Origin of the sequence: Rubrivirga sp., assembly GCF_965213695.1 — a bacterium.
In the GTDB taxonomy this organism is placed as follows: Bacteria; Bacteroidota; Rhodothermia; order Rhodothermales; family Rubricoccaceae; genus Rubrivirga.
Genome location: NZ_OZ243912.1, coordinates 2976517 through 2989983 on the forward strand (window position 1 = coordinate 2976517; position 13467 = coordinate 2989983).

General features: G+C 73.9%; 9 protein-coding genes. 1 reads left to right on the forward strand and 8 read right to left on the reverse strand.

The annotated features are described in order from the left end of the window. Positions 1–4 precede the first annotated feature (4 nt). From ACOOHE_RS13270 to purD, 8 genes are all read right to left on the reverse strand, one after another. Positions 5–214: a hypothetical protein gene (locus ACOOHE_RS13270; RefSeq protein WP_420454564.1), complete on the reverse strand. Its 210-nt coding sequence runs from the start codon at positions 212–214 to the stop codon at positions 5–7. Positions 215–335: 121 nt separating this feature from the next. Continuing rightward, the gene (locus tag ACOOHE_RS13275) at positions 336–1886 is read right to left on the reverse strand and encodes a transglycosylase SLT domain-containing protein (protein ID WP_420454565.1); all 1551 of its coding nucleotides are present in this window, start codon (positions 1884–1886) and stop codon (positions 336–338) included. Between the two features lie 200 nt (positions 1887–2086). Then, a complete protein-coding gene (locus tag ACOOHE_RS13280) occupies positions 2087–2965 on the reverse strand; it encodes a hypothetical protein (RefSeq protein ID WP_420454566.1) in 879 nt (292 codons plus the stop codon). 80 nt (positions 2966–3045) lie between these two features. Then, the gene (locus ACOOHE_RS13285; RefSeq protein WP_420454567.1) at positions 3046–4236 is read right to left on the reverse strand and encodes a Na/Pi symporter; all 1191 of its coding nucleotides are present in this window, start codon (positions 4234–4236) and stop codon (positions 3046–3048) included. Between the two features lie 116 nt (positions 4237–4352). After that, a complete protein-coding gene (locus tag ACOOHE_RS13290) occupies positions 4353–5018 on the reverse strand; it encodes a PhoU domain-containing protein (RefSeq protein WP_420454568.1) in 666 nt (221 codons plus the stop codon). Between the two features lie 414 nt (positions 5019–5432). After that, positions 5433–8978 (reverse strand): hypothetical protein, encoded by a 3546-nt coding sequence (locus ACOOHE_RS13295; RefSeq protein WP_420454569.1) that lies wholly within the window; start codon positions 8976–8978, stop codon positions 5433–5435. A gap of 92 nt (positions 8979–9070) precedes the next feature. Continuing rightward, positions 9071–9925, reverse strand: a complete 855-nt coding sequence (locus tag ACOOHE_RS13300) for a hypothetical protein (protein ID WP_420454570.1) — start codon at positions 9923–9925, stop codon at positions 9071–9073. 506 nt (positions 9926–10431) lie between these two features. Beyond that, positions 10432–11721, reverse strand: a complete 1290-nt coding sequence (gene purD, locus ACOOHE_RS13305; RefSeq protein WP_420454571.1) for a phosphoribosylamine--glycine ligase — start codon at positions 11719–11721, stop codon at positions 10432–10434. A 242-nt stretch (positions 11722–11963) separates the two neighbouring features. Here purD and ACOOHE_RS13310 point away from each other — a divergent pair, with 242 nt between their 5' ends. After that, entirely contained in the window at positions 11964–13280 is a 1317-nt protein-coding gene (locus ACOOHE_RS13310) for a hypothetical protein (protein WP_420454572.1), read from the forward strand. The last annotated feature ends 187 nt before the right edge of the window (positions 13281–13467 follow it).

Below are 13467 nucleotides of genomic sequence, written 5' to 3' on the forward strand. Positions count from 1 at the left end.
ACGCCTACGCCTGCCCGTGGGGGAGGGCGTGGGGCCGCTGGCGGTCGGCGTAGGCGGCGCGGACGTCGGCCTCGCGGCGGGCCTCGGCCGTGGCCACCTCGACGAGCGCCTCCTGGACGAGCTCGCGGAACCACTCGCGGTTGTCGTGGAGCGCGTCGACGAGGGCCTCCTTCATCGCCGCGCGGGCGGCGTCGGTCGTAGCGAACTCGGTCATGCGGACGGGGTGAGGGGCACGCCGGAAGGTAGGCGCGCACGGGATGCGCGGGGATGCCGGACGGTGTGCCCCATGGGGTTCAGCACATCCCCCAGGCCCGGCCCTCCGCGTCCGACCGCGGTCAGCTCTCGACGCGCTCCTGGCTCGGGACCGCGTCGGCCCCCTCCTCGCCCTCGACGAACTGCTGGTAGTGGGCGAACCGCTCCAGGATGATCGAGACGTAGTGGACCGGCTCGAGCCCGCGGGCGTAGCCGTGCCGGACCTCCGGGCGGTTGTACACGTCGGGGTCCGACTTCTGGAGGAGCCAGTACGCCACGTCGTCCCAGACGGCCCGGTCGCCGCCCTCGGCCTCCGTCAGGCGCATGGCGTCCAAGACGTGGCCGGCCCCGGCGTTGTAGCTGGCCAGGATGAACTTGATCCGTTCGGCGGGGTCCGCGATCTCGTCGGCCCAGTAGTTCTCTTCGAGCCACTTGAGGTAGCGCGCGGCGGCCTCGACGTTGGCCTCGGGGTCGTAGGGGTCCTCGAGCCCGAGGTCCTGGGCCGTCGCCGGCATGATCTGCAAGAGCCCCATGGCCCCGGCCCACGACTGGGCCCGCGGCTCGAACCGGCTCTCCTGGTACATCTGGCTCGCCAGCAGGCGCCAGTCCCACCCGACGGTCGGCGCGTAGCGCTTCAAGAGGTCGTCGTAGCCGGAGAGGTTGCCGGTCTCGCCGGTCAAGAACCCCGTCTCGATCCGCTCGCGGTAGCCCCGGCGGTCGACGTAGTACTTCCGGTAGAGCTGGTTCCAGCGCTGGGTCTCGCGGTTCTCGACGATCCACTCGTCGAGCGCGGCCCGGAGCGCGGGCGCGTTGTCGCGGACGGCCCACGCGACCCCGTGCGGGGAGCCGACGGCCGGCTGGACCACCAAGTTCTCGTAGTACCCCTCCTCGAGCTGGGCCACGTTCTCCTGGGCCACCGTCAGCTCGATGTTGCCGACGGCCACGTTCCGGATGAGCGCCTCGCTCGTCGTGTCGACCTCGACGACCCGGATGTCGCCCGTGATCCGGTCCTGGAGCTCGACGAGCCGGTCGACGTAGGGGTCGTCCTCGGGCAGGAACACCTCCTGGCCGGCGAGGTCGGCCGGCCGGCGGACCGGGCGGGCCTTGATGGTGACCGGCTCGGTCGGGACGTCGCCGCCCTGGACCTGGCCCCGGCGCTCGGCGATGGCCTCGGGGACCTCGGGCGCCACGACGTCGGCCGTGTCGGCGGACGGCGTCGCCTGGACGACGACCGGCTGGGTCTCGTACAGGTTGACGGTGAACCCGAACCGCGACGTGTCCTCGTCGACCGGCTGGAGCCGGGCCGCCGCGATGTCGCCCAGGCCCGCGTTGAGGTAGTACAGGATGCTGTCGGGCGGGACCACCTTGATCTCGAACACGATGTCCTGGTCCTCGGCGAAGTCCCGGAGCAGCTCGTACTCGAAGCCGAACGCCTGGCCCCGGTACAGGAAGTAGCTCGTCGAGGTGTACGACGTGAGCGCGACGAGCGTGTCCCGCTCCAGGATGTCGCCGAGGTCCCGCTCGATGGGGTCCGGGATGACGACGGACTCGGGGTCGGCGATGGACCCAACGGCGGCGGCGACGAGCCCGCCGACGATCAGGACGGCGACGACGGCGAAGGACTTCCGAAACATGAGCGAGCGCAGAGAAGGGTCCCGGTCCTACGGCCCTCCCCCCCCGGCGGGTCCACAGAAATCTCAGCCCGGCGCCTCGCGCAGATCCGGAGGGTGGCCCGGATGGAGAGCGCGGAGGGGACGGCGGGGCGAAGACACCCCCCTCCACCCTCTCCCTCCTCCCTCTGGTGCGCAGCCCTCAGCCCTCTGGTGCGCAGCCCTCAGCGCCGGTCGCCGAGCACGTCGAGGAGCGCGTCGATCATGGCCGCCTGCTCGGCCCGGTGCCCGTGCTGGGCCTCGACGTTGACGTACGGCACGCCCTCGCGCGCCGCCCACACCGAGAGCGAGCCGTCGTCGGTGGCCGCGGCGTTGTCCTGCAAGACCGCGTTGAACCCGCGCGCGGCGAGCGCGGCGTAGAGCGCCCGGTCGGTGACGAAGAAGAAGTCGTCGGGGTCCGTGCCGTCGTGGACCGTGACGGCTTCGGCGTCGTCGGCGTACTCGGCGCCGGGCGCGTAGGAGGCGGCCGAGTAGTTGGCCTCGGTGTTGTTGTGGAGCGTCACGACGACGGCCGGCGGGACGGCCGCGTAGACCGCCAGGACCGAGTCGGCGAAAGCGGCGAGGGCGGCCTCGGCGGCGGCGTCGGCCTGGGAGAGCGACGCCAGCGTCCGCGCCCGGCCGGCCGGGGTGAACATCCGGTTCGGGTCGGCCCGGACCGTCTGCCCGTCGACCGTGAACGCCACGTTCCGCTCGCCGGTGTGGACCAGCTCGACGAGCCGCCCGCCGCGCCGCCCGATCACGTCGAGCGCGGCCTCGACCGACGTGCCCTCGTCGTCGTGGAGGTTGAGCGCGTTGAGCGGGAACCGCTCGAAGCCCGGGCTCCCCAGCGGGTCCGTGATCGGCGCCGTGTGAACGCGGACGCCGACGGTCCCCTCCCCCAACGTCACCGCCAGGTCCGTCGTCGCCAACGAGTCGGCCCGCACGTCCGGCCGGGTAACGACGGAGTCGGCCCGGCGGTCGCGGTCGGAGGCCACGGCGTCGGGCTTCTCGCCGGTCTGGGCGCACGCGGAGACGGCGAGGACGAGGCAGAGGACGAGGCGCATGCGTCGGGTACCGGGTACGGGGTACAGGGTACGCCCGGCCGCTCCCTCTTCGTGCCCCGCACCTCGCACCTCGTACCCCTCTAAAAGATGAACTCCAGGATCACCGGCAACACGTAGAACAGGCCGGCGACGTAGGCCACCGCGTAGAGCCGGTTCTTAAACGCGAGCTCGCCGACGAACTCGGCCATCCGGATCGGGACCTCGCGGACGAACGGGAGCGGGTAGATGAGCACGATGCCGAACACGTTGAACAGCGTGTGGCACAGGGCGATCTCGAGCCCGGCCACGGCCTCCGGCTCGCCCGACGAGATCGCGATGGCCGCCGCGAACATCCCCGTCGCCGTCGTCCCGACGTTGGCCCCGAGCATGTAGGGGAACACCTTCCGCACGGTCAGCACGCCGGCCCCGATGAGCGGGATCACCAGGCTCGTCGTCACCGACGACGACTGGACCATGAACGTCAAGACCATCCCGAAGCCCATCGCCACGAGCGGGTTGCCGAACACGTAGCGGTCGAGGGCCCCCTCGCTCCGGCCCAGGACCAGCGACTTGAGGAACACGACGAGGTAGCGGAGCGCGATAAAGAGCAGCGTCAGCCCGACGGCCGCCGTGACCCAGCCGTTCTCGCCCAGCACGCTCTCGAAGAGCCACCCCGCGAGCTGGTCGAACGGCGTGTCGCCCAGGCCGCCGCTGTCGACGCCCGGAATCGCCTCGGCGAGGGCCAGCGCCGGCCGCGAGATCACCCCGAACAACAGCTCCAGCGGCAGCAGGATCAGCACCGACATCCAGTTGAAGAAGTCGTGGACCGTCGCCCCCGCGATGGCCCGCTTGAACTCGTCGGGCCGCGTGATGTGGCCCATCGACACGATCGTGTTGGTCACCGTCGTGCCGATGTTGGCGCCCATGATGACCGGGATCGCGCTCGGCACCGGCAGCGTGCCCGTCGCCACCAGCGTCACGACGAGCGACGTCGTCGTGGACGACGACTGGACCAGGCTCGTGACCAGGATCCCCGTGATGAGCCCGAGCAGCGGGCTGTCGGTCGCCGTCCGCAGGAACCCCTCCAGGTCGAAGCTCCCCCGCCCGATCGCCTTGATCCCGTCGCCCATCAGCTCGAGCGCGATGACGAACACGACCATCGTCGCGAAGAGCCCCAACAGGCGGACCCACAGCGGCCGGCGGGCCGGCGTGAGCGGGTCGCGGTCGAGGTCGTCGTCGGTGATCGGCGGCAGGCCGGTCGCGGCGTCGGTGTGGTCGTGGTCGTGGGCCATGTCGGGGGGGAAGGGGCCGCCGGGGCGGAGGGCAGGGGGGTGCGGGGGACTCGGTGCGCGAGCGACGAGGACGGATCCGGCGGTGCCCGGCACCCCGTACCCACCCGGGGGGTGCTCTAGTCGTTGTCGGCCCAGTTGGGCGCGTTGCGGACCTGGTCGAACGGCAGGGCGACCGCCGAGACGATGTTGGACAGGTGCGACGACGTCCGGCCGATCATCCGCGCCGAGATCGACAGGACGACGGCCTCGTTCGACGTCACGTCGTCGGCCGCGGCCAGCTCGGTGAGGAAGCCGCCCACGTCGGCCTTGGTCTGGGTGTGCTCGTCCATCACCACGCGGCCGACCTTGGCGTCGCCGACGATGAACGAGCGGCGGACGCGCGGGAACGCGCTCTGGACCCGGTCGCGGATGGGGCGGAGCGCCTCGACGTGGCGGCCCATCCGGGGCGACGAGGCCAAGGCCGACGCCTTCGAGATGCTCTTGGCGAGGTCGCCCAGCCGCTCGGCGTCCTGGACGATCGAGACCAGGAGCAGGCTCAGCGCGAGCTCGGCCCGGGGGTCGGCCAGGATGTGCTCCAGGACCGACCGGCGGATCTTCTGCTCGCGCTCGTTGATGACGTCGTCCTGCTCCGCGAGGTCGACGTGGACCGGCTCGTTGTCGAGCAGGCAGTTGGTGGCCGCGGCGAACATCGAGTCGGCCGTGTCGAGCATCACGCCGAGGTCGGTCATGCTCTGCTCGACGAGGGGCGGGCGGGAGCCGGTGAGGAAGTTGAAGAGGTTCATCGTGGGAGGGGGGCGGGCGCGGGACTCGTCACGTCGGAGCGCACAGGACGAAGGGGCCGACCGGCGGAGGCCGGGCGGGCGGCGGTGGCCGACAGTACGGCGCGCCCGACCGTGCCGATCCGCTCGACGATCTCACCGGGGGGGCCCCCGCCGCCCACGGCGGCCCCTCGGCCACGACACGCCCCGACCGCCCCGCCGACCGACGCCGGCCCGCTCCACCGCACGGCGGTCCGGGTGGCCCCGGGGGGGACGGCCCCGACGCCCGGCGCCGTCACGCGCGGAGCTCGGAGCGCTGCGGAGAGCGGCACGAGGGGGGAGGGATGGCGAGGCCGCCCGGCGAGGAGTGGGAGCGGGCGGCACGCCGAAGATGCCGACCGGGCGTTACGAAAGTGTAACGGGCCCGCCGCTGGCCGCCTACAACGTCGCCGAGACCTGGACGCGGACCGTCTGCACCACGCGGCCGTCGGCCGGCGCCCGGCCGTCGTAGACGACGGACCCCCGGAGCCGCTCGGTCAGCCCGACCTGGGCGTCGATCCCCCACAGCGCCGAGGTGCCCGGGCCGCGCCCGTCGGTCAGCTCAAAGAGGGACAGCCCGCCCACGCCGTCGCCGCGCAACCGCACGACCGAGAGCTCGGCGCGGGCGGCGGCCGAGAACCGGCCCGACCGGGTCCACCGCGCCTCGGCCGGGAGCCGGGCCACGAGCGCGCCGGTCGGCCGGCCCGGGCCGGCGAGCGCGTCCGTCCGGTCGGCGACGGTCGGCGAGACGGCGACCGTGACGCGGCCCGAGGGCGTCCACCGGAGCGCGCCCTCGACGCCGACGCTGCGGAGGTCGTACGTCCGGCTGGCGAACGCCTGGCTGACGGTCCGCCGCCGCCCGGCGACGACCGCGAGCCGCCCGTCGACGGCGCCGCCGAGCGGGCCGAACGCCTCGGCCCGGCCCGTCTGGATGAGGCGCGTTTCGAGCCCGGCCGCCAGCCGGCTCGTCGACCGCGCGTGGTCGGCCACGAGTCGACCGCCGCGGTCGGGGAGGTCGGGGAACAGGCGGACCTCCTGCTCGACCCGGAGCCGGCCCTCGACCGTTTCGGCGTCCGCGCCGGACTGCTGCAACACGCCGGGGTCGAGGAGCAGCACGCGGAGCACGTCGCGCTCGCGCGTCCGCTCCCGCACGTCGACCGTCGTCCGCAACGCGACGACGCGCGCGAGTTGGGCCGCCAGCCCGTCGCCCGACGCCAGCCGCCCCGGCCGGACGTCGGCGCGGAGCCCGAGCCCGACGCCGACGGTCGGCGCGAGGTCGGTGCCGGGGACGAACGTGCGGAGGTAGGTCCCTTCGAGCGGCGTCGTCTCGGGGAAGAACTCGTCGACCTGGGCGACGCCGTCGGGCTCGCCGGCCCGGGGCTCCCCTTCGCCATCGCGCCAGACGAACTCGCCGAGGTCTTGTCCGACAAGGACGTAGGTCTCCTGCAAGATCGGCGCCCGCTCCGTCAGCGCGTCGTAGACGAGCCGGCCGTCGAGCGCCCCGCCGCCCAGTGTCGTCCGGGACGAGAGCCGGAGCGCGACCGACTCGCCGTCGAGCCGGCCCAGCTCCTGGAACGCCGCGTCGTACCGCTTGCTGCGGACGGCCACCCGGCCCTCGGTCGGGACCGGCCCACCTCGGACCCGGCCCGTCGCCTCGACTGTCACCGACTGCGCCGAGCCGACCAGCTCCTGCCCCAGCGGGCCCAGCGGCTCGGACTCCTGGCGGAGCTCGACCGTCGCCTCGCCCTCGGCCGGCCCGACGGCCACGCCCAGCCCCGGGCGGACGGCCCAAAAGGCGTACGACGCCGAGAGCAGCGAATCGACGCGGAGCCCGCCGGCCTGTCGGCGGCGCTCGTGCTCGACGGCCAGGCTCGGCCGCGTGACGCCCAGCGGGACCGCGCCCCGGACGAGCACGCGCCGGAACGACCCGCTCCCGAGTTGGTCGGCGACGACGCCGGACCCGCCGGTCTCCGTGAGACTCCCCTCGACCGCGAGTGTCGGCCCTCCCCCCTGCCCCAGCGCCGCCGTCACCTCGGCGCGCGTCGAGGCGAACCCGTCCAAGTCGAGGTGGCCGCCGCCGGCCTCGACCGCCGCGCCCTCCCGGGCCCATCGCAACACGCCCTCGGTCACCGCCTCGCCCAGCGTGTCGATCCCCGCGAACGGTGTCCCGGCCCGGGCGAGGTTCCAGCGACGGTTGAACTCGACCGCCCGAACCCGCTCTAGGGGACGGAACGCATCGGCCCGGTCACGGTGGAGGACCTCGCCCGACAGCGCCCCGCCGGCCACGGTCACGTCCGCCAGCCGCAGGCCGAGCTCGACGGCGCCCGCCCCGTCGTTGCCATCGCCGATGGGCGACAGTGTGTTGCCGTCGTCGACCGACCGGGCCCACTCGCCGAACGCTTGGACGCCCGGGACGAGGTCGACCGCGCCCCGGAGGTCGACCAAGGTTCGGCTCGCCGGCCGGGGCAGGATCCGGAACGGGACGAAGTCGCCGCGCCCGGGCCCGACGTACTCGTACAGGATCCCGTTGCGGACGGCGCCGGACCGGCGGTACGTCCCGGTGAACGGGGCCACGCGCGAGAACCGGACGCGGAAGACGTCGGCGTCGGCGGGCGTGGCCGGGACGAAGATGGAGACCGGCTGCCCGGCCTCGGTCGTGTCGCGGCGGGTGTACAGGACGACCGGGCTCTCCGGGTCGAACGCCACGCGCTGCTCGCCCGGGACGAGGACGTCGGTGTCGCCGGCGTCGCGGAGCGCGTCGAGGTCGGCGTCGGTCAGGCCGAGGTCGGACACGCCGCCGAGCGCGTCGGCCTCCCGGAAGACGCGGACGCCGAGCCGGGCGCGGGACCGCTCGGCCGAGCCCAGGTCGAGGTCGACGCCGGTCGCCAGCAGCGTCTGTGTGAGCCCGCCCGAGGTGTACTCGAAGTCGACCGTGATCCGTCGCTCGGCCGTGATGAGCCGCGTCGGCGTGAACGTGATCTCGCCGGTTCCGTAGTCGACCGTGTAGTCCCCGCCGGCCCCGCGCTCCTGGAGACGGCCGTCGAGGTAGACCCGCTCGCTGCCCGGAACCACGACGACGAACGCCTCGCCCGCCACGCCCTCCAGCCGGTACGGCCCCTGGACGCCCTCGACGGCGACGACGTCCTGGCTCCGGAACCGCCCGCGCGTGGCCGACCCCGAGCCGAGCACGCGCCCACTGCGGACGATGCCCACTGACGGCACGCGGGCCTCGACGACGGCGCCCTGCACCTGGCGCGTCAGCGGCGCGAACGCGGTCCCCCGAAGCGCCAGGTCGACGTCGCCCAAGCGGGCACGGAGGGCGGCGCTCTCGACCTCGACGTAGACCCGGTCGAGGTCGCTGAGCTGGCGCGTCGTCCCCTCGGGCAGGATCGGCGTGTCCTCGTCGGTCAGCGCGGCGCGGAGCGCGACGCCGGGCGACACCTCGCCTTCGAGCGACAGCCGGAGCGCCGACGTGACCGACACGTCGCGGTTCGAGCCGGCCACGACGCCGCGCGTGATCGACCCGGTCGTCAGGATCGACGGCGGCGGCCGAGTGCTGACCGGCGGGCCGCGCCTCCGCCCCGTCGTGTCCGGCGCGTACAACGCCCGCAGCGAGTCGACCGACGGGACGCGCGCGCGGACGGGCCCGACGACCGGCGCGCCCCGGTACGCCACGGCGACGTAGCGGACGGTGTCGGCGACGGTCGCCAGCTCCAACCGGCCCGTGCCGTCGAGGGTGTACCCGTCCGGGCCGAGGGCCACGAACGCGGTGTCCCGAAACACCTCGACGGTCTCGGTCCCCGGGATCGGCCGCGCGTCGAGCCGGGCGACGGCCTGGCCCGGCGCCAGCGCGAACGTGTCGCGCCGGACCGTCTGCGCCGACGCCGGCAGGGCGACAGCGCCCAGCAGCAGGACGACGGATAGCGACCTCAGCAACGACCTCATCGGGCCAGACGGAAACGCGGCGGACGAGGTAGCGGAGGGCGGGCGGCGGCGGGGTGACGAGCGGCCAACGTACCCGCGCCCGCCGCTCACGTTCAATCCCGCTCGGCGTCCCCCAGTCCGACGTCGGCCACCGCGCTGCCGACGAACCCGGTCGGGGTGAGATAGAGCGTCCGCGCGCCGAGGTACACTCCGCCACGGAGACCGGGCGCGTCGACGAGATACGCGAGGCTGTCGCCGTCCTGCTCGACCGGACCCTCGACCCCGACGATCACGAACCGGCCCTGGGAGACCGACACGCTCACCAGCCGGCCGAGCTCGGTCGAGGTGGGCCGGAACCGCCCCGGCGCGCCGAACGGGTCGAACGCCTGGAGCCCGCCACGCCCGGCGTCCGCCACCCACAACGTCTGGCCGTCCACGGCGAGGTCGACGGGCTCGACCAGCAGCCCCGCGCCGAGCACGCGGTCGACGGCGCCCTCGGCGTCGAGGGCCAAGACGTGGCTCCGGCCGGCATCGGCGACGTAGAGAGTGCCGCCCGGCCCCGCGGCCACGGCGACGGGCACGCCGCGCCGCCGCACCGGCCCGACCGACTGGCGGACGACCTCGGCCGGATCCACGTCGGGCACGACGATCTCGCGGACCAGCCGGCCCTCGGCCGTGAACTGCAACACGGTGCCGGCGGCCCGGTCGGCGACGTAGATCGTCTGCCCGTTCGTCGGGTCGACATCGACGGGGTCGAGGAACGCGCCGTCGCCGGTCCCAACGCCGCTCAGCCGGCGGACCACGACCCCGCCTCGGAGCGCGACGACCGCGTCGGCATCGACCACCCAGAGCGTGCCGTCGGGCGTGACGGCGAGCGCGCGGGCGTCCTGGAAGAGGGCGTCCGGGGCCGGCGTGGGGCCAGCGCAGGCCGCCAGCGCGAGCGCGAGGAGTACGATGGAACGGCCCAATGAGCGGGCAGGACCGGATCGGCGCGTGGGGAGAGCACGGGCCTCAGAGCCTGTTAAGGATTGGCCGCCGGCGTTCGGCCCGCCCCCTGGAGGGGGCTCCCGCGAAGCGGGTGGGGGTGTCGAGCGGGGTGCGGGGATCGGCAGACACCCTCCGTCCGCTTGGCGGACACCTCTTCCAAGGGAGGAGGTTGAGAACCTCAACAGTCTCTCACTGTCGAGCTCATTCTCTCCCCCACCGTCGTCCCCGCGAAGGCGGGGACCCAGAGTGACGGTCGCCGACGTGACCGGCGACCGAGGTCGACTAGGGAACGCTCCCCCTGTCTGTCGGCGTCTCTCGGGCCCGACGCGGCCTCGCATGGATCCCCGCCTTCGCGGGGATGACTCGTGCGGTGGAGTCACCATCCGAGAGGCTACCGAATCCCCCGCCGCCCCCTCCACAGCGACCGGAGTTCGTCCGTAGGACGCCAGCCGGTGCACGCCACGGCCCGCCCCCGTGCTGGCGGCGCTCACGAGTCCGCCAGCCGGCGGAGCCCCTTCTGGCCGATGTCACGGCGGAGCGTCTTGCCCTCGAACGCGACCGCGTCGGCGCCGGCGTAGGCCGCGTCGAGGGCGGCCTGCAACGTGTCGCCGACGCCGGTCACGCCGAGCACGCGGCCACCGGCCGTGACCACGTTGCCCTCGGCCGACCGCGCCGTGCCGGCGTGGAAGACGGTCGCGAGCTCGCCCGCCCGGTCCAGCCCCGTGACCAGCCGGCCGGTCTCGACCGGGCCCGGGTACCCCTCCGACGCCAGCACGACGCACGCGGCGGCGCCGTCGATCACCTCGACCGTCGTCTCGGCGACGCGGCCGTGGGCGATGGCCTCGAACAGGTCGAGCGGGTCCGACGCCAGCAGCGGCAGCAGCACCTGGGCCTCGGGGTCGCCGAACCGGCAGTTGAACTCGATCACGCGCGGCGCCCCGTCGGCGCCGATCATCAGGCCGACGTACAAGACGCCGCGGTACGGCTGGCCCTCGGCCCGCATCCCGTCGAGCATCGGCCGGACGACCTCGGCCACGACGCGCTGGCGGACGGCCTCGGTGACGACGGGCGCCGGGGCGTAGGCGCCCATCCCGCCCGTGTTCGGCCCGGTGTCGCCCTCGCCGATCCGCTTGTGGTCCTGGGCCGCCGGGAGCAGCACGAACCCCTCGCCGTCCGTCAAGACGAACACGCTGGCCTCCTCGCCCTCCAAAAACTCCTCGACGACGACCGTCGAGCCGGCCGCGCCGAACGCGCCCCGGTCGAGCATGTCGCCGAGCGCTTGGCGCGCGGCCTCCCGGGTCTCGGCCACGACGACGCCCTTGCCGGCCGCCAGCCCGTCGGCCTTGAGGACGACCGGGAGCGGGTGCCCGTCGACGGCCGCGCGGGCCTCGTCGAGCGACCCGAGCCCGAACGTCCGCGAGGCCGCCGTGGGGACGCCGAACCGGGCCATGGCGTCTTTCGCGAACGCCTTCGAGCCTTCGAGCCGCGCCGCCGCCTTCGACGGCCCGACGACCGGGACCCCGGCTTGGTCCAGCCGGTCGGCCAGCCCGGCCACGAGCGGCACCTCGGGCCCGACGACGACCAGGTCCACGCCGCGGTCGAGCGCGAGGGCCACGAGCCCGTCGAGGTCGTCGGCGGCGACGGCCACGTTCTCGGCGGACGCGGCCGTCCCAGGGTTGCCTGGGGCGCACAGCAGGTGCGGCCGGCGCGGGCTCCGGGCGAGGGCAGCGACGAGCGCGTGCTCGCGGCCTCCGCCGCCGACGACGAGAACGGTCACGGGGATCTGGGGGATGGAGCGAAAAGATACCGGGCGCGTAGACCCCCCGTCTTCCCCCTCCACAAGGCTATCGCACCCTCTCCCGACGACGTCCCCTCTCCCTCTGGGAGAGGGACAGGGTGAGGGGCCCGGCCGCGCACCGAACTCGGACGGCCCCCCTCACCCCAGCCCTCTCCCCCCGAAGGGTGGAGAGGGAGCCTCGCCTCTCGAGAGGGCAGTCGTCCTGTCCCACCCCCCGGCCCGTGCTCGCGCTCTCCCTCGTCCTCGCCGCCCTCCTCCAGACGCCCGCCCCGGTCCCTGCGGACACGACGGACCGCCCCCCCAAGACCGACGCGCCGGCGGCCGAGGCCGTCGAGGAGGTGACGTCGGTGTTCGAGGAAGGCCCGGTGCCCGCCGACGAGGAGAGCGGCCCCGGCATCCAGTTCCGCCCCCGTGTGGCCCCGTCGGCGCTGTACTCGACGAACCGGGGGTTCGGGATCGGCGGCGGCGTCGGGGTCCGGAACGTGGGCTGGACCGGGACCGACCTCACGGTCGACCTCACGCTCCAGCAGCACTACCAGGGCGCCGACGTCACGGTCTATACGAACAACCCGTACGACTCGGTCGTCCACGGACTGGTCTCGGTCGGTGGGTCGACGACGGCGCGGCGGCGGTACTTCGGGCTGGGCCCGAACACGGTGCCCGAGAGCGAGGTCAATCTGTTCCACGACGCGGCCCAGGCCGAGGTCCGGGCCGGCATCTACCCGCTCGGGACGACGGCGCTGTACGTCCAGCCGGGCGTCCGCCTGCTCTACGACTACTCGGGCGGGATCAACGACGGGGCGGGCCCGGGATCCCTCGCCGGGTTCGGCGACGCCTCCCGGGAGGCCGTCGAGGTCGCCGACAGCGAGGACCGCTACGGGGCGTCGTTCGGGATCGAGGTGGCCACCGACTTGCGCGACTGGCCGGCATACCCACGGCAGGGGATGTACGCGACCGTCGAGCACCGACGGTTCGTGGCCCTCGACGAGACGGACCTGACGCTGGCCCGGTACGCGGGCTCGGTCATCGGCTACGTCCCCATCCGGGGCCGGACGGCCGTCCTCGCGCGGGCCATCGGCATCCTGACCCGGAGCGGCGACGCCGACGGCGACGGCCAGGACGACCCGATCCCGTTCTACTACCTCCCGACCCTCGACGCCCGCGTGGCGACGGCCTTCCGCCAAGACCGGCTGACGGGCCGCGACGTCGTGGCCGGCGGCGTCGGCATCCGGGTGCCGGTGTACGACTTCCTCGGCATCTACGGAGTCGACGCCGTGGTCATGGGCTACCTCGGCAACGCCTACGACAACGTGTTCGAGCAGTTCACGCCGCGCGTGTCGTTCCAGGAGGGCTCGTTCCTGGAAGACGACGGGACGGCGGCGCTCCGGCCGTCGCTCGCGCTCGGGTTCGGGCTGGTCAACCTGGACAAGGAGCGCGTCGTGCTGGGGACGCTGCTCGGGGTCGGCCCCGGGGGCGTCACCGTGGCCACGTTGCGGATCGCGTACGACTTGCGCGACGCCCGGCCGCTGTTCCGGTGAGAGGCTCGCTGGCGCTCGCGGGAATGGGGAAATGGGAACGGGGAACGGGCAGAGGCGCACCGGCCCCGTTCCGGGACACCGAAGGTTCCAACCCCATGCTGAACTCCGGGAGCCGTCTGGGGGTGGGGTGAGGATGACGTGATGACGCTGGCCCCTCGCCCTCCCACACCCCCACACTCCCCTCTCC